The organism is Leptospiraceae bacterium, from assembly GCA_015075105.1.
Classification (GTDB): Bacteria; Spirochaetota; Leptospiria; order Leptospirales; family Leptospiraceae; genus JABWCC01.
In genome coordinates, this window is the sequence record JABTUZ010000001.1 from 35,193 (window position 1) to 58,586 (window position 23,394).

The 23,394-nt window shown below is 35.3% G+C and carries 21 protein-coding genes; 8 read left to right on the plus strand and 13 right to left on the minus strand.

The features are described 5' to 3' along the window. Positions 1-74 precede the first annotated feature (74 nt). From HS129_00200 to HS129_00210, 3 genes are all read right to left on the minus strand, one after another. The gene (locus tag HS129_00200) at positions 75-992 is read right to left on the minus strand and encodes a hypothetical protein (protein MBE7410479.1); all 918 of its coding nucleotides are present in this window, start codon (positions 990-992) and stop codon (positions 75-77) included. After that, the gene (locus HS129_00205; protein ID MBE7410480.1) at positions 989-1,774 is read right to left on the minus strand and encodes an FprA family A-type flavoprotein; all 786 of its coding nucleotides are present in this window, start codon (positions 1,772-1,774) and stop codon (positions 989-991) included. Before HS129_00205 ends, HS129_00200 begins: the two co-directional genes overlap by 4 nt. A gap of 110 nt (positions 1,775-1,884) precedes the next feature. Continuing rightward, a complete protein-coding gene (locus tag HS129_00210; GenBank protein MBE7410481.1) occupies positions 1,885-2,580 on the minus strand; it encodes an OmpA family protein in 696 nt (231 codons plus the stop codon). A 289-nt stretch (positions 2,581-2,869) separates the two neighbouring features. On the opposite strand from HS129_00210, the gene HS129_00215 reads away from it, so the two are divergent. Then, positions 2,870-3,805: an RluA family pseudouridine synthase gene (locus HS129_00215; protein ID MBE7410482.1), complete on the plus strand. Its 936-nt coding sequence runs from the start codon at positions 2,870-2,872 to the stop codon at positions 3,803-3,805. A 10-nt stretch (positions 3,806-3,815) separates the two neighbouring features. On the opposite strand, the gene HS129_00220 is transcribed toward HS129_00215, so the two are convergent. The 10 genes from HS129_00220 to msrB form a co-directional block, all read right to left on the minus strand. Continuing rightward, a complete protein-coding gene (locus HS129_00220; protein MBE7410483.1) occupies positions 3,816-5,738 on the minus strand; it encodes a SpoIIE family protein phosphatase in 1,923 nt (640 codons plus the stop codon). Between the two features lie 239 nt (positions 5,739-5,977). Then, positions 5,978-6,730, minus strand: coding sequence for a 3-deoxy-manno-octulosonate cytidylyltransferase (gene kdsB, locus HS129_00225; GenBank protein ID MBE7410484.1), 753 nt, complete (start codon positions 6,728-6,730; stop codon positions 5,978-5,980). 3 nt (positions 6,731-6,733) lie between these two features. After that, positions 6,734-10,081, minus strand: coding sequence for a methylmalonyl-CoA mutase family protein (locus tag HS129_00230; GenBank protein MBE7410485.1), 3,348 nt, complete (start codon positions 10,079-10,081; stop codon positions 6,734-6,736). Between the two features lie 533 nt (positions 10,082-10,614). Beyond that, a complete protein-coding gene (locus HS129_00235; GenBank protein ID MBE7410486.1) occupies positions 10,615-10,995 on the minus strand; it encodes a hypothetical protein in 381 nt (126 codons plus the stop codon). Between the two features lie 12 nt (positions 10,996-11,007). Next, a complete protein-coding gene (locus HS129_00240; protein ID MBE7410487.1) occupies positions 11,008-11,523 on the minus strand; it encodes a hypothetical protein in 516 nt (171 codons plus the stop codon). A 223-nt stretch (positions 11,524-11,746) separates the two neighbouring features. Beyond that, positions 11,747-12,166: a hypothetical protein gene (locus HS129_00245; GenBank protein MBE7410488.1), complete on the minus strand. Its 420-nt coding sequence runs from the start codon at positions 12,164-12,166 to the stop codon at positions 11,747-11,749. A 4-nt stretch (positions 12,167-12,170) separates the two neighbouring features. Beyond that, entirely contained in the window at positions 12,171-12,734 is a 564-nt protein-coding gene (locus HS129_00250) for a cytochrome C biogenesis protein (protein ID MBE7410489.1), read from the minus strand. Continuing rightward, positions 12,721-14,919 (minus strand): heme lyase CcmF/NrfE family subunit, encoded by a 2,199-nt coding sequence (locus HS129_00255; protein MBE7410490.1) that lies wholly within the window; start codon positions 14,917-14,919, stop codon positions 12,721-12,723. Before HS129_00255 ends, HS129_00250 begins: the two co-directional genes overlap by 14 nt. Further along, a complete protein-coding gene (locus HS129_00260; GenBank protein MBE7410491.1) occupies positions 14,916-15,329 on the minus strand; it encodes a cytochrome c maturation protein CcmE in 414 nt (137 codons plus the stop codon). Before HS129_00260 ends, HS129_00255 begins: the two co-directional genes overlap by 4 nt. A 79-nt stretch (positions 15,330-15,408) precedes the next feature. Next, a complete protein-coding gene (gene msrB, locus HS129_00265) occupies positions 15,409-16,419 on the minus strand; it encodes a peptide-methionine (R)-S-oxide reductase MsrB (GenBank protein MBE7410492.1) in 1,011 nt (336 codons plus the stop codon). A 372-nt stretch (positions 16,420-16,791) separates the two neighbouring features. Here msrB and HS129_00270 point away from each other — a divergent pair, with 372 nt between their 5' ends. The 7 genes from HS129_00270 (at position 16,792) to HS129_00300 (ending at position 23,377) form a co-directional block, all read left to right on the plus strand. Further along, positions 16,792-17,124, plus strand: coding sequence for a transposase (locus HS129_00270; protein MBE7410493.1), 333 nt, complete (start codon positions 16,792-16,794; stop codon positions 17,122-17,124). Continuing rightward, positions 17,055-17,918 carry an IS3 family transposase gene (locus HS129_00275; GenBank protein ID MBE7410494.1) on the plus strand — a complete coding sequence of 288 codons (864 nt, stop codon included), beginning with the start codon at positions 17,055-17,057 and terminating at the stop codon, positions 17,916-17,918. The genes HS129_00270 and HS129_00275 overlap by 70 nt, the downstream gene beginning before the upstream one ends. A gap of 175 nt (positions 17,919-18,093) precedes the next feature. After that, positions 18,094-19,254, plus strand: a complete 1,161-nt coding sequence (locus HS129_00280) for a thiolase family protein (protein ID MBE7410495.1) — start codon at positions 18,094-18,096, stop codon at positions 19,252-19,254. Beyond that, positions 19,255-20,472, plus strand: a complete 1,218-nt coding sequence (locus HS129_00285) for a thiolase domain-containing protein (protein MBE7410496.1) — start codon at positions 19,255-19,257, stop codon at positions 20,470-20,472. It abuts the gene before it with no gap. Then, positions 20,469-20,939, plus strand: a complete 471-nt coding sequence (locus tag HS129_00290; protein MBE7410497.1) for a hypothetical protein — start codon at positions 20,469-20,471, stop codon at positions 20,937-20,939. The genes HS129_00285 and HS129_00290 overlap by 4 nt, the downstream gene beginning before the upstream one ends. Further along, positions 20,936-22,945: a long-chain-fatty-acid--CoA ligase gene (locus HS129_00295; GenBank protein ID MBE7410498.1), complete on the plus strand. Its 2,010-nt coding sequence runs from the start codon at positions 20,936-20,938 to the stop codon at positions 22,943-22,945. Before HS129_00290 ends, HS129_00295 begins: the two co-directional genes overlap by 4 nt. Next, complete coding sequence (locus HS129_00300) at positions 22,946-23,377, plus strand: MaoC family dehydratase (GenBank protein ID MBE7410499.1); 432 nt, start codon at positions 22,946-22,948, stop codon at positions 23,375-23,377. Positions 23,378-23,394 lie beyond the last annotated feature (17 nt).

Consider the following 23,394-nt stretch of genomic DNA (forward strand, 5'->3'; position numbering starts at 1 on the left):
GTAAATATTAGTCTAATATTTGTTTTATTCCAAAACAGACTCTATTTTGAGAAATTTATCTAAAGTATGCAGCGCTAGGTTTCAGATAATTTTAATAGATTGGAATTTAGGTTTTCAATTGAATGAAAGGAAGATAGTACACTCTGTTTTAAATTATCCGATGCGTGAGAAATATTTGTAACAGTTGCACTTTGTTCTTCCAAAGCTGCAGCAATGTCTTGCATGCACTCTTGAGCCTTAGACAGCTCCTCTTTGGAATGAGAGGCTTTACCTCCAATAACTTCGTTTTTGTTTACAACGGATGAAAAAGATTTTTCTAAGTTGGAGTTATTTTGTTTTAATCCACCTAAAGATTCTTGTAGTTTCTGAATCCAAATAGAGATTTCTTTTGTAGCAGACATGGTTTTTTGAGACAATTGCCCAACCTCGTCGGCAACTACAGAAAATCCTCTGCCGGCTTCTCCAGCTCTTGCAGCTTCTATACTTGCATTCAATGATAATAGATTTGTTCTTGTATTGATCTCTTTAATTAAAGTGGTGACTTTAGTGATATTTTGAACAGAACTTTCTAACAATGAAAAACTGCTGCGGATATTTTCTAATTCTCGAAAGCTGGTGGTGATAGATTTTTTTTGTTCGTTCAGTTCTTCGTATAGATCAATGAATATACCAATAGCATCTTCTAAAATAGAATTTACTCGAATGCTTGATTCTGAAATATTCTCTCCTGCGAGTTTCATCTCTCTCATTGCAAGGTTAAGCTCGTCATTTGAGATATTGATTTCTTTGAAATTATCGCGAGTCTTTTCAGAAATTTTTTCTACAATTCCAGAGACTATAATTTGACGAAGTAAACTATCTCTGACATTACTTAGAATAGATTGATAATTATTTTCAATAGATATCGGATTGTGGTATTGGGTTATTTTTGGGACATTGGAATTATTATCAATCCCCTTTCCATTATTTTTTTTCAGCCAAGAGAAATTCAAAATAAATCCACTCCACATTGTAATTTTGAAAACCAATCTAAAAATGCCGGAATATCTTGCCTGAAAAATATTGCTCCGTGTTGAGGGACAATTGCTTCTATATCCATACCTTTTAGTCTGTCTGTCCATTTCTTGCAGGCTTTGTTAGAGGCCATAAATCTTTGATGAAATACGGTCATTAACTTTACGTGCTCTTGAAAGTTTTCCACTGCCACATAACGTTCTCCAGGAGGAAAGAGAGCTGCACCGATATCCCCTGAAAATAAAATTTTTGATCTGGAGTCATAAAGTGTGTAATTAGAAATTGAATGCAAAAAATGAGCCGGGACAAATTCTATATAGTCTTTGTCGTCTAAATAAACCTTAGAGCCTTCGTCAGGAATCGAAACTATGCGAGAAGTATCTTTTAACCCAAAGTGAGGCAGAAACTGCGCCCAATACGCCCCAATATAAAACTTTGACTGTGACACGTTCTCCCAAAGAGCGATTCCACTGCTTACATCAGGGTCCTGATGGCTATAAAAAAGAATATCGAGGTCGCTAATATTTATATGCTTGCATAGATTCGATACTATTTGAGGAAATACAGTAATCCCTCCTGCATCAATTAGAACACCCTTGCCTTTGTGAACAATGAGATACTGATTGACATGAACCATTCCTTCTGTTTCATGTTTCTCCATACCGAGCCAAATAAATTTATGATCAGAGTCTGAATAAATTACTGATCCGGCAAATCTATCCGAGTCTTGATTTAGCTCTTGTATTTTAGAAAATTCCATATTGATTATTCCGATTTTTCATATTAGAAAAGTGAGTGTGGTTTGAAAAACTAGCCAAGTAGAAAAAAGTTTCCAACTCTGTAAAACTACAGAGTTGGAATTTTTTGCTTTTATTTATTAGAAGGCTCATCCTTCTTTTCATCTTTTTGTGAAGATGGAGCTTTCTCTTTTTCTTCGTCTTTTTTTGGAGCGGGAGCTTTTGCTTTCTCATCCTCTTCAATTTTTACGATTTGAAAAGTAACTCTTCTGTTTTTAGGGTCAGCGCCATCAATTCCGGGAACCGGATTTGAAGAGCCTGCACCTTTTGTTCTGATTTTCTTTGCAGGAACTCCTTCTTTTACTAGTGCATTTTTTACTGCAATTGCTCTTTCTTCGGAGTAGAAAATATTTCCTTTCTTTTTTCCTTCAGGATTTTCAGGACCTACTGAATCAGAGTGTCCTGTAATTTCCAAAGCGTATTCGGGAGGAAGTTTGCTCAAAGCCTCTTTGATTACGCCTGCGTTTGATTTTGCCCATTGGCTAAAATCACTTTTTCCAATGTTGGCTTGTTTGTATCCAAAGCCTGGATTCTTAACACCATCTGGATAACGAAAGTCTTTTAACTTTTCATTAAATTCTTCAGAAGGATCCAAGTCCATGGATCTGGTATTTGCTTTTGCCTTAGAGTCTTTATCTCCCGCATCAGTGCTTTGCTGAGGAGGTTGAGAAGGAGTAGTCGGCTCTTCTTTCTTGTCCGCGGAAGAGCAGAAAGATAGAGAAAGTGCAAAAAGAAATGCAAGAATCAAGCTGATTTGTTTTATTGTCATAGATACCACCTTTATATTTATTCTTTTGGCTTGATAATGTCATTATTTTATAGTAAAACGAAATAAGAAAACACTTTTTCAAAATTAATTTTTTATATATGGGTCACCTGTAAAAAGTCTTTCTTGGAAATAAATACGCTCAAATACTCAGTGGAATTGCAACTGCAAAATATTTTTCAATATATTAAAATTGACATGAATTCGACAAATTTTGAGCAAATATTTTCAATAAAATTTCAGTATTTCTTTATAGACTCATGCTCCAATTTTTGAATATTAGAGTTTTATTGTGAAAATTGTATTAGAAGTAACTGAAGAATTTCAAGATTTTCGTTTAGATGTATTTTTAAATAAAGCCACAGGGGACGAGCTTTCTAGAACTTCAATCCAAAGGTTGATTCGCGACGGACAAGTGAGTCTGAATTCGACCGAGTTCCCTATCAGCAAACCAAACTATAAGGTTAGTGTTGGTGAGATTTTTACTATTTTCATCCCACCTAAAAAACAGTTTCGATTAGAGCCGATACAAATGGATTTTGAAATTGTAAAAGAATGGGAAGATTTTGCAATCATAAACAAACCGGCAGGACTTTCTTCTCACGGTGGGCCCGGGGATGCGTCTCCGAGTTTGGTAAATGGGTTATTGTATTACTTTAAAGAGTTGTCCAAAGAAGGGGGAATTATTCGACCGGGTATAGTCCATAGATTGGACAAGCCTACTTCTGGTCTTATGATTATCGCAAAAAACGACAAAGCGCATATCGCATTATCTAAGTTGTTTCAGACTCGGAAAATCGAGAAAACGTATTTCGCTTGGTTAATTCAATCTCCTAAACTTCCAGAAGGCAGGATCGACTCTCCAATCGGTCGCCATCCGACAGAGAGAATTAAAATGTGCGTTAGGCGAGATGGTCGTAAGTCTATTACAAATTATAAAATTATAAAAACAATATCTTCCAGTAAACACAGATTATTTTCACTAGCAGAAATTCGCTTAGAAACAGGTAGAACTCATCAGATTCGAGTTCACTTTCAGAGTCTTGGCAGTCCAGTGGTGGGAGATATGCTTTACTCCAGAACTGGGAATGAATTTTCCAAGTATGGGCTTTTGTTGTTTTCTCAAAAACTGAAATTTCAAAATCCTTTTTCTGACGAGGTTATTGAATTGGAATTAGAATTCCCGGAAAACTTTATGCGTTTTGAAAAAGAAGCAGTATTAAAATAAAAAGTTTTTTTTAGTCTTGAAATTCAATGCAAAGTAAGGTTAAGTCATCTTGAAATTTTGAACTGCATAAAAAAGAATGTAATGCGTTGATAATCGTTTTAGGCATTTTTTCTAAATTTTCTTTTTTTAGAAATAACTCGTGAAGCCTTTCTTCTCCAAATACAACACCTTCCGAGTTGAATTCTTCATACATTCCGTCTGAAAAAAGAAATAATCTGTCATTTTTTTGAAAGGAATAATCTTTTTTAGAATATTCTGAATTTTTTAGCATTCCAACTAACTTCCCTGTTTTAGAAAGTAAAATTTTTTGATTTTTTTGAAGATACACTTGATCAGGGTGTCCGGCAGATACATAACTAAGAGTTTGAAATTGCAAATCAATATCCACCAATATACAAGAAAAGAATGAGTTTAAGCTCCGATATTTCATGTAAAATTCTCGATTTAATATTTCTAAAAGCTCTTCTGGATTTTGAATTACCCACTTTAAACTTTCGTATTCTCCTTTAATCGCCATAGTAATCAAAGCTCCTTGCACTCCGTGACCGGTTGCATCAGCCACAAAAATTCTAATTACATTTTTTTTGACTTCGCTTACGTCAAATATATCTCCACCAACTTCAGACATAGGAGAATACAAAGATTGAATCTTAATATTTTTTAACTTGTCTAAGTCGGCAGGTAGAATATTGGTTTGAATTTTTTTTGCCAAAATTAAATCTTTCTTGATGATGGACAAAGAATCGTTCAATTCCTTGGTTCTTTCTTGAACTTTATTTTCTAATTCAGCCGTATGGGCTTTTATTTGTCTTAAAATATCAGAAAATCTTTTATGTAAAATGATAACCAATGAGAATAGAAATAAGGCTACCCCCCATTGAAGTATTCCTTGGATCGTGGTATTTGTATAAACTGCCATTACAAGATCAAAAAGTGCAACAACAACATAACACGCTACACCAATAGAGAAAATTTTTGCTTCGGTGTTTCCTTTTCTTACATGATAGGAAATTCTACTTAGGTGAACAACGACAGTTGCTAAAAGTAATAATTGATAATAGGGAAGAGTGGATTCGAGGTGGACGAACTCAAAAAATGAAATAAATAAACTTACTATTGCAAATACGAGATGTGACAATAATAACACTCTCGAAATAGAGAATCTTCCTCTTCCGATCATTTCTTCAGCAAAAGAAATCCCGAATACAGGCAGTAGGTATAAAGAAGAATACATTGCAAAAGGCCAAAAAATTGTACTTTTGACATAGAATGAAGAGATTGGATGTACATTAGAAAGCAAATATATTCCTGAGAAAAAACAAAAAGAAGAAAAAGATAAAGCTAATTTTTGATGAGACTGGGTTAAGAAAAACGCAAAAGTTAAAACTCCGATAATTGCATAAAAGCAACCGATTATAAAAGAAGATAATTCTTTTTTGAAAAGTGTTTGATACAAGTCTGCATGATTGCCGATTTTTATTGTGTGGAATCCGATATTGTGAGAGGTCGAATACATTTTAATATACAAAAACTTTGCAGTATTTTTTGAAATCGGAAGCATTGCAGTTTTCCAACCATCCCAGCGATTCTTCCCTATCTCACCAAAAGAATACAATTTCAGATCGTCTAAGTAAACAACACAAGTCTTGCTTATATCGAAAAATAAAGTAGGGTTAGAAATATTTTTCAGATCGGGTATTTCTTTTCTAAACCAAACTATAGTAGAGTTATTTTTGCCTTCTGGGTTATTCGGGTTCTCTATTGTTTTCCAATCTTTTAGGCTCTCTACATCAGAGACGTTAGTTGCAATGCTTTGAGTGCTACTTTCAAATCTATATTCCCAATTTTTAGAAAGGTCTATTTCCTTATTCGTGTTCTGGCTTAGTAAATTTTCACAGAAAAAAAGAAAAGGTAAAAGAAATAAAAGCTTCAACGGCGATTCTCTGTAAAATACGAAAGGTGTACATCTATCTTTTCAAGTGTATTTTCTAACTGCATAGTATTCACTAAATGTTACTCCTTATGCCCAAGCGTGTAAATCAAAAATTTTTAGAGGATTTTTGTAGTGTTCTTTTTTTTGAGGCTAAACCTTTCCTAATGAGACATAATCTATAGTGCTCGAAGTTTTTAGGTGGAGTTCCCACATAGTCAAAAGGGCTAAACGAGGACTTTTTATGCACCTATCACAAACTTTTGAAAATAGGCTCTTGCCTTTTCTAAATCCTCGGGACTGTCGATGGAAAGTGCTGCATTTTCTGCAATAAAAATTCCAATGCTATATCCGGACTGGACTGCCCTAAGCTGCTCTAAAGATTCAGATTTTTCGAGGTCGCTTTTTGGTAGAGAATTGTATTGTAATAAAAAGTTTTTTTCATAAGCATATATCCCTAAATGCCTGTAAACTTTTGTTTCTTCTTTAAATTGAGAGGGGATGAGGGATCGAGAAAAATACAGTGCTCTTTTATTGTGGTCGAAAACTACTTTTACTCTATTTGAATCATTGTATTCAGAAGGGTCTTTGATTTGGATTCCAGCACTAGTCATTTCCCATTGTGGGTTTTGAATTTTTAGTTCAGTCACTCCGTCTATTAGTGTTGGCTCGATCCCTGGTTCGTCACCTTGGATATTTACGATTATATCTGCTTCTATTTTTCCTGCTACTTCTATAATTCTATCTGTTCCAGATTCATGATTTTTATCTGTCATCAAAACCTTTCCTCCAAATTTCAAGACTTCTTTCTCGATTCTTTCATCGTCTGTTGCAACAATTACTTCATTTAGAAATTTTGATTTTTTAGAATTCGAGTAAGTCCATTCTATCATTGTTTTATTTTCGATTATTGCAAGTGGCTTTCCGGGAAGTCTTGTGCTTGCGTATCGGGCGGGAATTATTCCTACAATTTTTTTTTTACTTTGTAAGGACAAAATCTACATACTCCTTCTATACTTTCCGCCAAATTTATACATTGCAGAGGTAATCTGTCCAAGGCTTGCGTACTTTACAGTTTCCATTAGTTCTTGAAAAATATTTCCTCCTTTTAGTGCAGTTTTTTCTAAAGATTGGATCGCTTTTTCGCACTCATTTTTATTTCTATTTTGAAATTCATTTAGCTCGAGAAGCTGTTGTTTTTTTTCTTCTTCTGAAGATCGGATTAGCTCCATCGTTTTTTCATTTGTATTTTCTTTTCCAAGAAAAGAGTTTACTCCGATGATTTTTAATTCCCCGGAATGTTTTAGAGTTTCGTAATATATGGACTCATCTTGGATTTTTCCTCTTTGGTACATTGTTTCCATTGCACCAAGAACCCCACCTCTTTCTGAAATTTTCTCAAATTCGTTTAAAACTGCTTCTTCCACTAAGTCGGTCAATTCTTCAATAATAAATGCGCCTTGGATAGGGTTGTGATTTTTATTCAACCCAAGCTCTTCGTTTATAATCAACTGAATTGCCATTGCCCTTCTTACAGATTCTTCTGTCGGAGTTGTGATTGCCTCATCGTAAGCATTGGTGTGAAGGCTATTCGTGTTGTCATAGATGGCGTATAACGCTTGCAGTGTAGTACGAATATCATTAAAATCAATTTCTTGAGCGTGTAGAGATCTTCCGCTTGTTTGTATATGGTATTTGAGTTTTTGAGATCTTTCGTTTGCGTTGTATCTATACTTCATGGTTATTGCCCAGATTCTTCTGGCCACTCTACCCATCACAGAATATTCGGGGTCTAAACCATTAGAAAAAAAGAAAGATAGGTTTTGAGCAAACTCATCAATTTTCATCCCTCGGCTAAGGTAGTACTCTACATAAGTAAAAGCGTTAGACAAAGTGAAGGCAAGTTGAGAAATAGGGTTTGCTCCTGCCTCAGCGATATGGTAACCGGATATAGAAACAGAATAGAAGTTTCGTATTTTTTCTTGAATAAAATATTCTTGGATATCTCCCATCATTTTTAGGGCAAAGTCAGTAGAGAAAACACAGGTGTTTTGAGCTTGGTCTTCTTTTAATATATCTGCTTGTACAGTTCCCCGTATATTTTGAAGAGTATTCTGTTTTATTTTTTCGTAGAGTTCTTTCTCGATTATCTTAGACGAAGAGACTCCAAGAAATAAAAGCCCACTACCATCGTGTGTGTCTGGAAGGTCGCCCTGATAGCTCGGTCGAGTGACTCCTTTAATTTTAAAGTAGTTGTGAATTTTATTTTGGATTTCGTCTAACGCACCAGTTTTTTGAATGTATTTTTCTACCTCCAAATCAATTGCAGCATTAAAGAAAAAGGCGAGTATCATCGGCGCAGGCCCGTTTATAGTCATAGAAACAGACGTAGATGGGTTACAAAGATCAAACCCGGAATACAATTTTTTCGCGTCGTCAATAGTCGGAACTGAAACTCCTGAGTTTCCGATTTTACCGAAATTGTCGGCTTCAACCTTTGGATCTTCTCCATAAAGTGTCACAGAATCAAAAGCGGTTGAGAGTCTGGAGGCGTTTTGTCCTTTGGTAAGCATGTGAAATCTTCGGTTGGTTCTTTCGGGAGTTCCTTCTCCTGCAAACATTCTTGTAGGTGCTTCGTCAGATTTTCTAAAAGGAAATACTCCTGCTGTAAACGGAAAGCTACCGGGTAGGTTTTCTTTGTATTTGTAGTTTAGTAATTCAGGATAAGAAGTGTAGCTTGGTAGAGAAACAAGCGGAATAGACAAACCTGAAAGAGAAGTAAAGTGTAGTTTTTGTTTGATTTCTTTATCTCTTACTTTAAAGATTAAATACTCTTCTTCGTAGCTTTTCTTCTTTTCTATCCAATTATACAACCATTCTCTGTCTTCTTCTGGAATTTGATTTTCTAAAGAATTGATTTCATTTTCTAATTCTTTTTTTATAATTTCATCTTTTAAAAATTGGGACGTTAGGCGATAGGATTGAATTTTTTGAGAAATGTCTTTGTATTTTTCTAAGTCAGAATAATATTTTCTAATAGTGGTGGAAATATCTGAAAGGTAAGTTATTCTATTTGAAGGAATTAGTGAAAACGAATCAGAATCTTTTGCAGAAAGCAATTCAGTATTCAAAAAATTCAAATTAAAATTGAATTTTTCTTTTAGTTTTAATACTAAATTTTCATAGAGAAGGTTAACTCCAAAATCATTGAATCTGCTTGCAACAGTTCCAAAAACAGGCATTTCTTCAGGTGGAAGATGAAAAAGGTTTAGGTTTCGCTGGTATTGTTTTCTTACCTCTCTTAGGGCATCTTTTGATCCTTTTCTGTCAAATTTATTAATTACTACAATACTTGCGTATTCGAGCATATCAATTTTTTCGAGTTGACTAGGTGCTCCAAAATCAGATGTCATAACATATATGGAAAAATCTGAATGAGAGGAAATTTCTGCATCTGATTGACCAATCCCTGAAGTCTCGACTAAGATTATATCGAATCCTGCTTTTTTCAAAACATGAAGAGTATCATCTAAAGATTCTGACAGCCCTCCCTTTTCTCCGCGAGTTGCAAGAGAGTGCAGATAAATTTTTTCTGAATAGACAGAATTCATTCTAATCCTGTCTCCAAGCAGGGCTCCTCCTGTTTTCTTCTTAGAAGGGTCAATACACAATATTCCAATCCAAATATTCGGATTGGCAGAAGACAATCTTCTTACTAACTCATCGGTAAGAGAGCTTTTTCCAGCACCACCTGTTCCTGTAATTCCAATTACTATACTTTTTTTATTTTGTGTGTCGTCTAACTTCTCTTTTTTATTTTTCCTTCTGTGATTTTCGTAGTAGGAAATAGTCTGGCTGATTTCTCTAAAATTTTTCGGACTGAGCTTTGTGTTTATTATATCTTCGGATATAGAAAAATCACACAACTCCATCATCTTGTCGATCATTCCCTGTAGTCCGATTTTCATTCCTTCTTCGGGAGAGTAAATTTTAGTTACACCATATTTTTCTAATTCTTGAATTTCTGAAGGGATAATTACTCCGCCGCCACCTCCAAAAACCTTTACGTGCTCAAGTCCATTTTCTTTTAATAAGTCTATTAGGTATTTGAAATACTCAACGTGTCCCCCTTGATAGGAGCTTACCGCAATTCCTTGAACATCTTCCTGCAATGCGGATTGAACAATTTCTTTAACCGATCGGTTGTGTCCCAAGTGAATGACTTCGGCTCCACTTCGTTGGAGCATTCTTCTTATAATATTTATAGATACGTCATGCCCATCGTATAAAGATGCAGCAGTTACAAAACGAATTTTATTTTTTGGGGAAGGGTTTGAGTTTGTCATTGTTCGATCATTTGCAATTTAACATATTGTGTTGTATTTTTTAAACACCAGAAGTATAATGTAATAGTCTTATTATTCTTGCAACTATATATTGAAGACATGAATTTGTTCAATGAAGAAATTTAAAAGTAGTATTTTTCTCATAGAATGAGTTTATAAATGTCACGCCTGCAAAAAGTCATTCTTGGAAATAGATATGCTAAAATACCTTGAGTAAAATCGCCATTTAACAGCGTTATTTTGATCTTGCAACACAAGGGCTGAGTAGTGTATTATAATTTTTTTAATGCCAAGCAGTAAGTGATTTTAGTTTTGCTTAAAAAATCTTAAAAATTTCCTGAAGAAAGAAACATATTCCGGTCTTGCATGGACTTCCATTCCGATTTTAATGTCGTTTTTATCTCCTCCGAGTTCGCACCATGAAGAGTCATCCTCCACCTGAAAAACTGTACATTTCCCTATTTTATCATAAAAAGTTTTTGTCCCTACTGCAGTTTTTGCTTAATTTTAATCTCCAATTAAATTTCATGTCTTTATTTTTTAAATAACCGTAATAACCAAGCCCAAGAGCCAAATGAAATCGTTCCCATAATGAATAGTCCCAGGAGATACATTATTAACGAGCCAAATGTAGCGCTAATAAAAAGGATGATTCCACTTTTCACCTGATCTTTGAAAAAACTCACGACTGCAAGGATTAGTGCAGTAACATTAAAAATATAGAACCCAATATAGGAAACTATTGGCACAGGCAAAAGAGCAAAAAGCCAAGCAATAAAAAGGCAAATAAATCCATAACGCACATGTTTTATGGGAGATTTAATTGTAGATTTTAGAATTGAATTGGTGTTTGATTTTTTGATTGTCTTCCCTTTAGAAGGTTTTGCAGATTTTGATTTTATTTTTTTTGTCATATTTTCCCTTCGTTAGTGTTTTAGTGTGATACAAGATACTACTGTTTCTCCCATGACGGTTGAGGATGATATCCATACATTTCCTATTTTTGTGTAAACTATCCAACTTCCTTGATTTTTAATAAGAAGCTTTCCTGCATTCCAACGATATTCATGTGCCGCTTCAAATCCCGACATACCGAAAGGCCCCTTGCTCATGGTTAAATGAAGTAATCCTCCCGAAATTTTTCCATTTCCCTCAATAGTACAAGACTCGTTTGACTGTTGAAGACTATTTTTTTTATGATTGTTGTATTCTGGTATTTTTTCCGGATTGGAAATTTGTTTCCTTTTTCTAATAGCGTCTTTGCAGATTTTTGAAAATTTTGCATAATTAGATTCCATACATTTTCGCAGTTCAGCTTTGTCTTTACTTCTTATTCCATGACAAAATTTTTGCCGATCATTCTTGCATTCTCCTCTTGCAGAAATATTCGTTACATTAAAAAATAAAATAATTAGAATAATTATTGCAATATTATATAGCATAATTTTGTTTTGGAGGATAAATAGCAAGCATGGTGATGGTCATTTTGCATAACCATAAAAAACTCTGTCAAATAGGTTTAAAATTTCCCAGAAAAAAATTATACACACTATGACCAGAAATCAAAATTTGAGAAAATATTGTCAATACCTCAAATTAGGTATATTTTCAAGATTTTAATATTTTCTTCTAATTCTTTATTCTGTGAGACTAAATAAGAAAAACTTATGCAATTCTGGTTTCTGATAATTGCTTGCCGCAATGAGGACAAAAATTCGCATTCTTTAATGGTATTTCTACTGTGCAGGCATTGCATAAAAGTTTTGCATCTGGGAGTTGCTCTATAAGCAGCTTTGGGTTGGATACATTTCTGTTTTTTAATTTTTCGTCTAATTGTTTTAATTCTAAAATTATAGATGAAGTAATTTCGTCAAATTCAGAGGATGTAGATTTTCCTGTTTGATACTCGTATTTTAAATCTTTCAAATTTTCTAAAAGCAAATTTCTTTTTATCCAGAGTGGGTCTATATTTTGAAAGTTTTCATCAGAAGGAATATAATTTTTTTTCACTATTTTTGCATAGAGAAATGGAGATAAAAAAAAGAGTGCCAAGAAAAGAGAATAAAAAATTAATAAAAAGTCCATATCCTTACTCTCCTGCTTCTTTTAAGTATTTATTTTTATCTGATTCAGTGATTGCGAATTCTTGTGCGATCTTTCTATTCTTATTTTTTCTTGAATAGATTGCAATTAATACAATTCCAAAAATTACTACGAAAAATAAAGTCAAATTGATCACTAAGGAATTTGGTGTAGCTAGAATTTTTTCTCCAAACCCATTGACAAGTCCTTCTACAATGTCCTGGTTTCCTTCTTTTAAAAACATAACTACGACAGGATCGTTTAGAATTTCTTCTCCAAATCCGTGGACAGTTTTTTGTACGATAGTATCTGCGGTTTCATTTTGTTTGATTCTATTTTCAAAAAAGTTTTTTAGATAGGCTGACACTCTGCAATTATTGAAAGAACAACTTTTAATAGGCAGGGAAGGAAGGCAGATGCAGCGAATTTGGCTTGTAACCTCATTAAAAACTTTGATATGCTCAGGATTAGTAAGTGTAGTTGTTGAAGAGTCTGAAAATAGTGCGTTATGCGTCATTAGAAATAGGAAAATACCAAAAATAGAAAGATAATGAATTTTAAATTGAAACATTTTTCTTTTCACCAATCGGGAGTAGGATGAATAACCCTGATAAAAAATATAAAAGAGAGCCGATCCAGATAAATTTTACTAAAGGGTTGATCCATATTTCTAAATGCCCGATAATTTTTTTTGGAAATTTTGAATAGGCAAGCTCTCTTTCTTTTATGGATGAGCTTTGGAAAAAATATTCTAAGAACATTATTGGCAAGTCCGGGTTTTCTGTATTTTGAATAGCGTCTTCTACAGCACCAAGCTGAATATAAAAATCTTCTTTAGGGTAGGACTTGATGTCCGGCTCGCTTGTTGGAATTTGTGTTTCAAGATTGCCTGTTAAGTGTGAAATTTGGGGATAGAATCTCCTTTCTGTTATCATGGATCCAGAATCTGTCAGGTGTCTGTACAGCTTGTAGGTGCCTTCTTGGGATACAATTACATTAAAAATATTCGGGAGACTATTCGCTTCTCCATTAATCACTGGTTTGATTTTTAGTAGAGATGCCTCGATTTGATAATTTCCTAGAACCCCTTTGTCTTGGCTTGCGTAAACAATTTCGTCTCTACCTGAAAATGGAGATAAGTCGTAAAAAAAGCTAATGGAAGTGTTTTGCTTGAATGCGTTGCCTGCATATCCGATAAAAATCAGTACAATGGAAAAATGCACAAGATAGCCTCCGTACCTCCTCTTATTTCTAAACAGAAGATTCTTTATCGAATGAAAATAATTTTTGTCTTGATGGGTTTCTTTTCGTGCAATCACTCCTCTGTAGAATTCTTGAAAAATTCCGGTGAGAGTAAAAAAGCCAAGACCGATTGTTAAAGTAGAATACAATTCGCCAAGCGTGTCGGAAATAGAATATTCTGTTTTTGTAAATAGTGAAGATATAGTAAAAGCATAAATCATAGAAGTAAAAATTCCAACTATGAAAGGTTTTAAAAGAGTTGAAAAAAATATTTTATCTGCGCCTTTTCTCCAGGCAAGAAGTGGAGATGCACCCATTAAAAGTAAAAGTAAAATTCCTGCCGGTACTCCCCATGAATTGTACCAAGGAGATTTGAATTCTTTTCCATACAGTAGAGGAGAGAATACCCCAAGTAAAATCGCAAAAGTTGCAAAAACAAGTAAAAAATTGTTTAAAAGAAAACTCCCTTCTTTGGAAGTGATTGCTTCAAGCTCTCGATCTGATTTCAATTTCGCATAACGCATCAGAAGAAAAGTAACTGAAGCGATAAGACTTACGATTATAAAAATTATAAATGGGGTGCCTATTGTAGATTTTGCAAAGCTGTGAGGCCCTTCCAAAACTCCACTTCTTGTAATCCATGTTCCTAAAAGCGTAAAATGAAAAGAGAGGATTAGAAGAAGCATGTTCCAGAATTTCAGCATACCTCTTTTTTCTTGGATAATAATGGAGTGAATAAACGCGCTGGATAATAGCCAAGGCATTAGAGATGCATTTTCAACCGGATCCCACGCCCAGTATCCACCCCATCCCAGCTCTTCGTAAGCCCATTTCGACCCAAGTAAAATTCCCACTCCCAAAAAAAACCAAGAAAATATTGACCACTTTCGGATGAGCTTTAACCAATCTTCAGACAAGTTCCCTGTTATAAGTGCACTCATTCCTATTGCAAATGGAATGGAGAAACTAACGTATCCGACATACAAAATAGGTGGGTGTAAGATCATTGCCCAGTGTTGAAGAAGTGGGTTTAAACCGCGACCTACTACTGCTGCCGGTTGAAATTCACGAAACGGTTGAGCATCCGAGTAAAATACGGCAAGATATACAAAAAATAGTGAAAGTGTAGATAGGACGAGTTGCATTACCGGTAAGCGATTGTTTCTCATATTTTTAGTTTGATGCAGTAATACAAAAGTAAAAAAGTTTAAAAGTAGATTCCAAAATAGTAGGGAGCCGGATGAGCCTGCCCATATCGAAGTCGCTCTATAAAAAAAAGACAAGTGCTTACTTGAGTGCATGACTACATAGTAATTTCTTAAATCCATACGACTGAGTTGAGTGATTAGAATTATAAAGGCAAGTAGTATGATTCCAAAGTTAGAGATTAAAAATAATCTGCCGCGTTCGATGTATTTTTCGTCATTTTTGATAATTCCGTATAAAGTGCATCCTGTAGAATATAAAAGAAATGCGAAAGAAGAAATAATACAGAGAGCACCCAGATCATTCATAGTTGGGTTTTACTTTTCCCTTTTTCATCTTTGTAGTCGGCTTCATACTTTGAGGCACATTTAGTTTCAATGTGATTGGAAACTAAAACTCCATTTTTTAGCTTCCCATCCACTCTTGCTCTGACTCCTTCTTTAAAAGTATCCGGTAAAATTGTGCTGCCGTCAAAATGAATAGGAATTTCTTTTTTATCCATTTCTAAAATAAACTTGGCTTCTTTGCCTTCTCTTGACAAAGTTCCTACTTTTACAAAACCTCTTACTCGTAAAAAATCACCGGAGTATTTTGCTGGGTCAGCCGCTAATTCATTTGCATCGAGGAGAATAAAAGAAGTTTCTTTAGATGAAAAATAGGCAATTAAGCCCAATGAAATAGAAATAACAGAGATTAGTATTGCAAACTTTGCTTTCATGTTTATTACTCGAACACCTTTTAGACCATTAGATAAAATCAATGTTTGAAGAAAAGTGGAAAAAAGAGAATTATTTTATTTAAAAGTCTCTTACTAAAGAAATAAATTTTTCATAACCTGATTCATTCATTTTTTCTAAAGGAATGAATTTAAGCGATGCACTGTTTATACAATATCGAAGACCTCCTGCTTCTTTGGGACCGTCTTCAAATACATGCCCAAGGTGGGAGTTTCCAATTTTACTTCTGACCTCTATCCTTTCCATTCCGTACTTTTTGTCTTGTTTGTATTTTACGACTTCTGAAAAAATTGGCTTTGTGTAACTTGGCCAGCCACACCCGGAATCAAATTTATCTTTTGAACTAAACAAAGGCTCACCAGTTACTACGTCCACATACAAACCTTTTTCGTGAGAATCCCAAAATTGATTCGAGAATGGTTTCTCAGTTGCATCATTTTGAGTGACAAGGTACTGATCTCGAGTGAGAGTTTTTTGCAGTGTTTTATCATCTGGTTTGTAATACAGAGGTGATTCTGTTTGTGGATTTTCATTTAATGAAGATAAGTCAATATGGCAATATCCATTTGGATTTTTTTCTAAATATTTTTGGTGGTAGTCCTCTGCTAAAGAATAATTCTCTAATGGCAACACTTCTGTGACTATGGGCTTTGGGTAGTTTTCTTGAAATTTTGCAATCGATTCTTTAATAATTAGAAGGTCTTCAATTTCTTTATAGTAAATTCCTGTTCTATACTGAACCCCATAATCGTTTCCTTGTTTATTGATTGAAGTCGGATCAATAATTTTGAAAAATTTTTCTAGAAGTAAACTAAGAGAAATTTTTTTCGGAGAGTAATGGACTTCTACAGTTTCTGAATGCCCAGTATTCCCATAACACACATCTTCATAGCTTGGATTTTTAGTGGTACCGTTTGCATAACCTACTGTAACTTTTGCAACACCGAAAATTCTTTCAATATAGGCTTCAACTCCCCAAAAACAACCTCCCGCAAGCCAAATTTTTTTAAGCTCTGATTTACTATAGTCTATATTAAGGTTTGGATTTTCAGGGAATCTTGGATTTTTCATAATCTATTCATCCTTATATTACATTTGACAAAAAAAATTAAAGTTTAACAAAATAAGATTTAAAAAAACTCTACTTCCAGACTATACTAAGCTTAATCTTTTACTTCAAAATTTTAAATTAACTAAATTAATGCCTAAAAACACACCTAAAGTAATGAGTGTCCACATGGTTTAACCCCCAATAATCTACCTAAAAAACTTAAAACCATCCCGACTCTTCTTTATCTATTCCGTCTAACGTCCAGATTTATATATTTTGCATACTGTGTGCAAAATCAGAGAAAAATTTTCTAAAATCAGCATCTTCTCTATCTATGGTCTTGCCCCCTAAAACTGGAATACAAAAAAAGGGGATAAAGGAGACTTGATAATATGATAAGAAGAAATAACTATGGCAAAGAATTTAAGGAAAAAATAGTAATGGAAATTTTGTCCGGGCAGAGTTCCGTTTCGCAAATAGCTCAAAGGGAAAAGGTAAATCCTCAAACAATCCGAAATTGGAGAAATGAGATAGATACAGGAAAGTTTGAACAAAATAATCAAACCGAATTTGCTTTAAGGAAACGAGTCGCAGAATTGGAAGGTGCACTTGCCAACCTTGCGTTAGATAATCACATTTTAAAAAAAGCCCAAAAATATCTGCAAGACTGGAAGCAAAAAGAGAAATTATCAGGAAGTATCTCGCACCAGAATTTGGAATTGTAAAAAGCTGTAAAGCTTTGGAGATCAGTATCTCTTCCTTTTATTACCAATCGGATGCAAAGATTAAAAGAAAACAGGAGGATAAGCAACTAATAGAAAAGATTGAAGCATATCTGGATTTAATGCCTCAATCAGGTTACAGGTCTGTCACTTATTTTCTGAGAAATGATATGAAAATCAATCATAAGCGAGTTTACAGGATCATGCATGAAAACCTTTTAAAATGCAGTCCGAAGAGGGCTTATCATCATGCGACCACGGATTCAAAACATAACCTGAAAAAATATCCAAATCTTCTTAAGGACAAGTCAATTAATCATGCACGAGTAATAGTTGGTGATGTTACTTTTTTTGATGTTCAGGGGAAAAATCATTATCTGGCATCACTAATGGATATGGAAAACAGAGAGGTCATCGGACGAGCTGTTTCTGATAAACTTAATAGTGAACTTGTCAGGTCTGCATTTGAGTCGGCTCTCATGAACAGAGGAAGTCTCGAAGGTTACATTCATCATACTGATTCTGATAGAAGATATTGTTCGCATGAATATATAGAACTTCTGAACAATTCCAAAATACAAATTTCAATGTGTCTTGGTAATGCATATGAAAATGCACACGCAGAATCTTTTAATAAAACTATCAAGTATCAAGAGATAAATATCTCCTGTTATGCTGATAAAATTGAAGCAGCCAAAAGTATTTTTCAATTTATTGATCGGTACAATTCAATCAGACCTCATTCAGCTTTAGGAGGACTATCTCCTCTGCAATTTAAAAATAAACAAAAAATATGATTTTTTTCTTTACAGTTTTAGGGGGGCACTTCAAATATGTCAGACTAATTTTAGGAGAACTTTTTTTAGACGGGAAGAGGCTTACATTCCCACTATCTTTAAATGGTGGTGGAGATAGGGAAATAAATTCTTCTCCAAAAAATTTGACACAAGCGTCAAATTTTAATTGACACTTGTGTCAATTAAAATAAATTATGGTCTTATGAGAGTAGGAATAATTGGGCAGGCTTTGACCATTGAGAAAGAAAACTACGATTGGTCAGTTGAGGATACGGTATTTTTCACCGTAAAGAAGGCTTTAAAGTCGAGTAGTTTAGAAATAGGGGAGATAGAGACTGTAATCTCTGCCGGTGACGATGTATTGGATGGACTTGCTATAAACCACTGCCAGACTGTAGAGGCTGCGGGTGCATTTTTAAAAGAAGAGTCCAAGGTGGAAAGAGACGGTGCTTGGGCAGTTCATTACGCTATGGCAAGGTTGCTTTCTGGGAAGTTTCAAACGGCGATGGTTGTTGCATTTTCCAAAGGGACTCAATGTGGATTGTCTCCATTTAGCGGCATGGTTTCTGACCCTTTTTATCTTCGTCCTGTGGGGACAGATTCTGATACGATATGCGCTATCCAAGCTGAATACTTTTCTCAAAGACTTGGGGCAAGCGAAAAAGATTTTGCACTCGTCGCCCAAAAAAACAGAAGTTCCGGAAGTAGAAATGAAAGGGTGATGAAAGGCGAAGGAAAGGACTACTCTATTGAAGAAATTTTAGACTCACCCCAGATTGCCACGCCTATTCGAGAATTGACTACGGGGAGAGTCGGTGACGGTTGCACTGTTTTGATTTTAGCTACTGAAGAATACGTGAAAAAAAATAAGAGAAAGGCGAGTTTTATAACCGGGGTAAGTTTTATTTCGGATGCGTACTACCCGACTTATAGGGATTTGTCTAAAGTGAAAAGTGCAAGTGTAGCCGCAGGGCTTGCTTATAAAATGGCCGGAGTCGATCCTAAAAAAATTGACCTTGCAGAAGTGCACGAATGCTATGCTCATCAGGAAGTTATGCTCTATGAGTCTCTTGGGCTTTGTAGCGAGGGTGAGTCTATTTCTTTTTTACGAGATGGAAACACTAAGCCAAACGGTAAAATTCCCGTGAACCCTTCGGGTGGTGTACTTTGTGGGAATGTAATTTATGCGTCCGGTCTTACGAGGTTATTGGAATCTCACTTACAAGTAATTGGTGAAGCGGGTAGCGTACAGGTAAAAAATGCAAAGTCTGCGATTGCACACGCACAAGCAGGTCTTGCCATGCAGGCAAATATAGTTTATGTAATCGAGGCTTAAATGGGAAAAAAAGTTGCCATAACAGGAATAGGACAGACTAGAACAAAATTTAAACGTAAAGACGTAAATTTTCCGGAATTGATGGGAGAGGCTTGCAGACTTGCAATTCACGATGCTCAAATTAACATAGATGATATTGATTGCGTTGTATGCAGTAGCAGCCCTGAATTTTTTGAAGGGTTGAGCGAGCCGGAAATGTGGGCGACTGATTTTACCTTTGGTGTAATGAAGCCCCATTACAGAATCCACACCGGTGGAACTGTTGGCGCTTCTACTACTATAGCCGGTTGGTATTTAGTTACCTCTGGCTTATTTAAAAATGTATTAGTAGTTTCAGGTGATAAGTTGAGCGAGTCTTCTGTACAAAAGGGACTAAGTTTAGTGTATTCACCTACTATGGGAAGAGATTTTGCCGCAGGTGCACCTTCTGCAGTTGCTTGCCAAGCAAGGATTTATATGAATAAATACCCTGTAGCAAAAGATGAACACCTTGCAAAGATCGGTACCCAGATGAGGAAGAACGCGCTTAACAATCCAAATTCTGCTTTAAAACTACCGCAGATTTCAGAAGACATGATGTTGAATATGGCGTGGCTAAGTACTCCATTTAGGCTACTCGATTCTTGCCCAACAAGCGATGCAGCTTGCGCAATGGTTTTACAGTCTGAAGAAATTGCAGATAAAAGGGACATTCCAAAGGCTTGGATCCAGTCTGTTTCTGCTGTGTCTGATGGTGTGAATTATCCGGATAGAGATTGGTCTTTTCCCATAGCTCTGAAAAAAGCGGCAAACACTGTTTATAAAGAAACCGGGATAACAAACCCAATAGAAGATTTAGATGTAGTGGAAATTTATGACGCATTTACAAGCCAACATTTGATTTGGACCGAAGGGCTTGGTCTTTGCGAGGATGGGAGGTCTGCAATTGATTTGATCGATTCTGGTGCTACAAAAATGGACGGTAAAATTCCCATAAACCCATCCGGTGGAGTTTTGTCCAATAACTCAATCGGTGGCTCTGCAATGATACGTCAGGCGGAAGTGGCTCTGCAAATTATGAATAAAGCAGGAGAAAGACAAGTCAATGGAGCAGAAATCGGTCTTGCACACGGCTGGGGGGGAGCTATACAATTTCATACAGTGATGATTCTTTCTGGTGAAAAAAATATAGAGGACTCATTTCAAAAAAGAAAATCTATAAAAGTAGGCCAAAAATGAAAGAAACAGTAAAAACTTTAGAAGGCACAATTGAAATGGATTACAAGTGGGCTCCTGGGAGTACTGTGGGGAGATTTCTTACTCATTTGAGAGACTTAAACGAGGTGATTGCAGTTCGTTGTCCAAAAACTTCAAGAGTCTATCTACCTCCTCAAAGTTGGTCTCCTTACGGCCAAATAAAGATGGATCGCTTCCAAGTATTAAACGGAAAGATTAGATTAAAAGCAGGCTCCATTGTTTACAAGGCTCCTTGGAATATTCCGGAGGGGGTGAATGTTCCTTATATGTATGCAGCAATCCAATTTTCAGGAGCAGACACAGAGTTGCTACATATAGTTTGTGAGAAAGAAGAGATTTTGAAAAATCTAAAGCCTGGAGACGAATTAGAAATAGTTTGGAAAAAGGAAAAGACTGGTACAATTCGAGACATTGAATATTTTACTCCAGTTTCAAAGGAGAAGTTATGAATACTATCCAATATAAAACAGAGTGTCCATACTCTACAATTCCTGAATTATTAGAGTCAAGAGTATTAGAGCTTGGTAGTAAAGACTATTTAATTTTCCAAGATAAAAAATATTCTTATAGAGAGTTTCACGAGATTACAAATTCTGTATCTTCCTACTTTTACAAACTCGGATTAAAAAAAGGAGATCATATATCCATACTCATCCCAAACTCTCCTGAGTTTTTGTTTTGCTATTTTGGTGCAATGAAAGGTGGATTTGTTGCGGTCACTCTAAACACTTTATTAAAAGCAGACGAATTAGAATATATCATAAACGATTCTGATTCAAAAATTATTTGTACTACTCCCCAATATAGAAAAATGCTCGAGCCAATTTGGAAGAATTTAACTTCTCTAAATAAAACTATTCTAACAGGGGATTTAATTTTAGACGATGAGAAAAATACGATTCTATTAAATACACTAATAAATGAGGGAGATAAAAATTTTTTTGTTCAATTAAATGGTGATGACTCTGCATCTATAATTTATACTTCAGGTACTACAGGCCATCCAAAGGGGGTTATACTTACCCATTCCAATATTTTATACAATAGCTTTGTGGCTTTTCAGATGGTGGACTTGCAACCGGAAGATACAGCGCTTTGCATCATGCCCTTATTTCACGTAAACGCACAAATTGCTTCTATGATGAGCACTATTCAGGCAAAGGCAACTGTGGTACTGGAAGAAATGTTCAAGCCTAGAAATTTTATAGAGACTTTAAAAAAATATAAGTGCACTACATTTAGTGGAGTTCCCACTATATATAATTACCTAAACGAGATGCCGGATGCAGAAGGAGAAGATTTGAGTTTTTTGAAAGCATGTGTTTGTGGGGCTGCTCCAATGCCTGTGGAAGTTTTTCAAAAATTTGAAGAGAAGTTTAAGGGGAAAATTATAGAGGGTTATGGTCTTTCTGAAGGTACTTGTGTTTCTTCACTAAACCCTTTGCTCGGTGAAAGAAAAATCGGATCTATCGGAATACCCATCCCAGGTCAAGAAATGTCTATTTGGGATAACGATGGAAGTTCTTTGCCTGATGGTGAGGTGGGCGAAATAGTTATCAAAGGACCCAATACGATGAAGGGCTATTATAAAAAAAATGAGGAAACAAAAAGAATAGTCCAAAACGGTTGGCTTCGTACAGGAGACTTAGGGTATAGGGATAAGGACGGGTATTATTTCATAGTTGGTAGAAAAAAAGAAATGATCATTTCTGGTGGGGAAAATATCTACCCTAAAGAAATAGAAGAAATTCTTTACGAGCACGAAGGAGTTTTAGATTGTGCGGTAGTCGGAATCCCGGACAAAACTTATGGAGAGGTAGTAGGGGCGTTTATTGTTCCTAAGAATGGATCGAGTGTTTCCGAAAAAGAAATAAAGACCTACCTTCGTCCCAAAATTGCAGGGTATAAATTTCCAAAGATTATCGAAATAGTCACAGATCTTCCAAAAACCGCTACTGGAAAAATCCAAAAAAATAAGATCATAGAAGACTTTGTGGGAAACCTACAACTCGTAAACAGAGTAGATGGCCATTTGAATATACACTATAAATGGGTTTACGGTGAAGCGCTTGCAAAGTTTTATACAGGCTTAAAAAATGAGGGAAAATTTTACGGTTCCAAATGCCCGAAGTGTAAAAAAATCCAGTGTCCTCCTAAATCTTATTGTGGTGTATGTTTTGAAGAATGCACAGAATGGGTAGAGCTTCCCAATATTGGCACTTTAGAGAGTTTCACTACAGTGTATATGGAATTCCCAGGTCAACCTATGAAACCACCCTATACTTATGGATTTATAAAGTTAGACGGAACACATACCCACGTGTACCATTTGATCGAAGGTATTCCTGAGGTAGAAATTAAAATAGGATTAAGGGTAGAGGCAGTATGGGAAGACCCGGGTAAAAGAAAGGGAAATCTACACGATATAAAATATTTTCACCCTGTGGAGAAATAAATGTATAAATTAGGAAAAACCTTTGAAGAAATCCAAATAGGTGAAAAAGCGAGCTTTACAAAAACTATCACTGAAACAGACGTATATTTATTTGCAGGAATTAGTGGAGATTTTAACCCTCTTCATGTTGACGAAGAATATGCAAAATCAACTCAATTCAAAACAAGGATTGCACACGGTGGGCTTGCGGCCTCACTACTTGCGAATATACTTGGGATGAAGCTACCCGGGCTTGGAACTGTGGCATTGGAGGTAACTCAAAAATTTAGAAACCCTACCTACTTTGGTGATACAATTACTGTAGAGGTAGAAGTAACTAAAAAAATAGAAAGAATAAAAACAGTAGAGATGAGTATTCTTTGGACTAACCAAAGAAAAGAAGTAGTTAGTAAGGGAAGTTGTAAAGTTTTACCTCCCGAAAAACAGTCTTAGCAGTGTCGCATAACGTA

What these genes read in the sequence shown, in the direction of transcription:
- HS129_00295 (MBE7410498.1), top strand. Translation starts at nt 20,936, where the DNA reads ATGAATACTATCCAATATAAAACAGAGTGTCCATACTCTACAATTCCT.
- HS129_00245 (MBE7410488.1), bottom strand. Translation starts at nt 12,166, where the DNA reads ATGGACTTTTTATTAATTTTTTATTCTCTTTTCTTGGCACTCTTTTTT.
- HS129_00230 (MBE7410485.1), bottom strand. Translation starts at nt 10,081, where the DNA reads ATGACAAACTCAAACCCTTCCCCAAAAAATAAAATTCGTTTTGTAACT.
- msrB (MBE7410492.1), bottom strand. Translation starts at nt 16,419, where the DNA reads ATGAAAAATCCAAGATTCCCTGAAAATCCAAACCTTAATATAGACTAT.
- HS129_00250 (MBE7410489.1), bottom strand. Translation starts at nt 12,734, where the DNA reads ATGTTTCAATTTAAAATTCATTATCTTTCTATTTTTGGTATTTTCCTA.
- HS129_00255 (MBE7410490.1), bottom strand. Translation starts at nt 14,919, where the DNA reads ATGAATGATCTGGGTGCTCTCTGTATTATTTCTTCTTTCGCATTTCTT.
- HS129_00235 (MBE7410486.1), bottom strand. Translation starts at nt 10,995, where the DNA reads ATGACAAAAAAAATAAAATCAAAATCTGCAAAACCTTCTAAAGGGAAG.
- HS129_00240 (MBE7410487.1), bottom strand. Translation starts at nt 11,523, where the DNA reads ATGCTATATAATATTGCAATAATTATTCTAATTATTTTATTTTTTAAT.
- HS129_00300 (MBE7410499.1), top strand. Translation starts at nt 22,946, where the DNA reads ATGTATAAATTAGGAAAAACCTTTGAAGAAATCCAAATAGGTGAAAAA.
- HS129_00285 (MBE7410496.1), top strand. Translation starts at nt 19,255, where the DNA reads ATGGGAAAAAAAGTTGCCATAACAGGAATAGGACAGACTAGAACAAAA.
- HS129_00210 (MBE7410481.1), bottom strand. Translation starts at nt 2,580, where the DNA reads ATGACAATAAAACAAATCAGCTTGATTCTTGCATTTCTTTTTGCACTT.
- HS129_00260 (MBE7410491.1), bottom strand. Translation starts at nt 15,329, where the DNA reads ATGAAAGCAAAGTTTGCAATACTAATCTCTGTTATTTCTATTTCATTG.
- HS129_00270 (MBE7410493.1), top strand. Translation starts at nt 16,792, where the DNA reads ATGATAAGAAGAAATAACTATGGCAAAGAATTTAAGGAAAAAATAGTA.
- HS129_00290 (MBE7410497.1), top strand. Translation starts at nt 20,469, where the DNA reads ATGAAAGAAACAGTAAAAACTTTAGAAGGCACAATTGAAATGGATTAC.
- HS129_00205 (MBE7410480.1), bottom strand. Translation starts at nt 1,774, where the DNA reads ATGGAATTTTCTAAAATACAAGAGCTAAATCAAGACTCGGATAGATTT.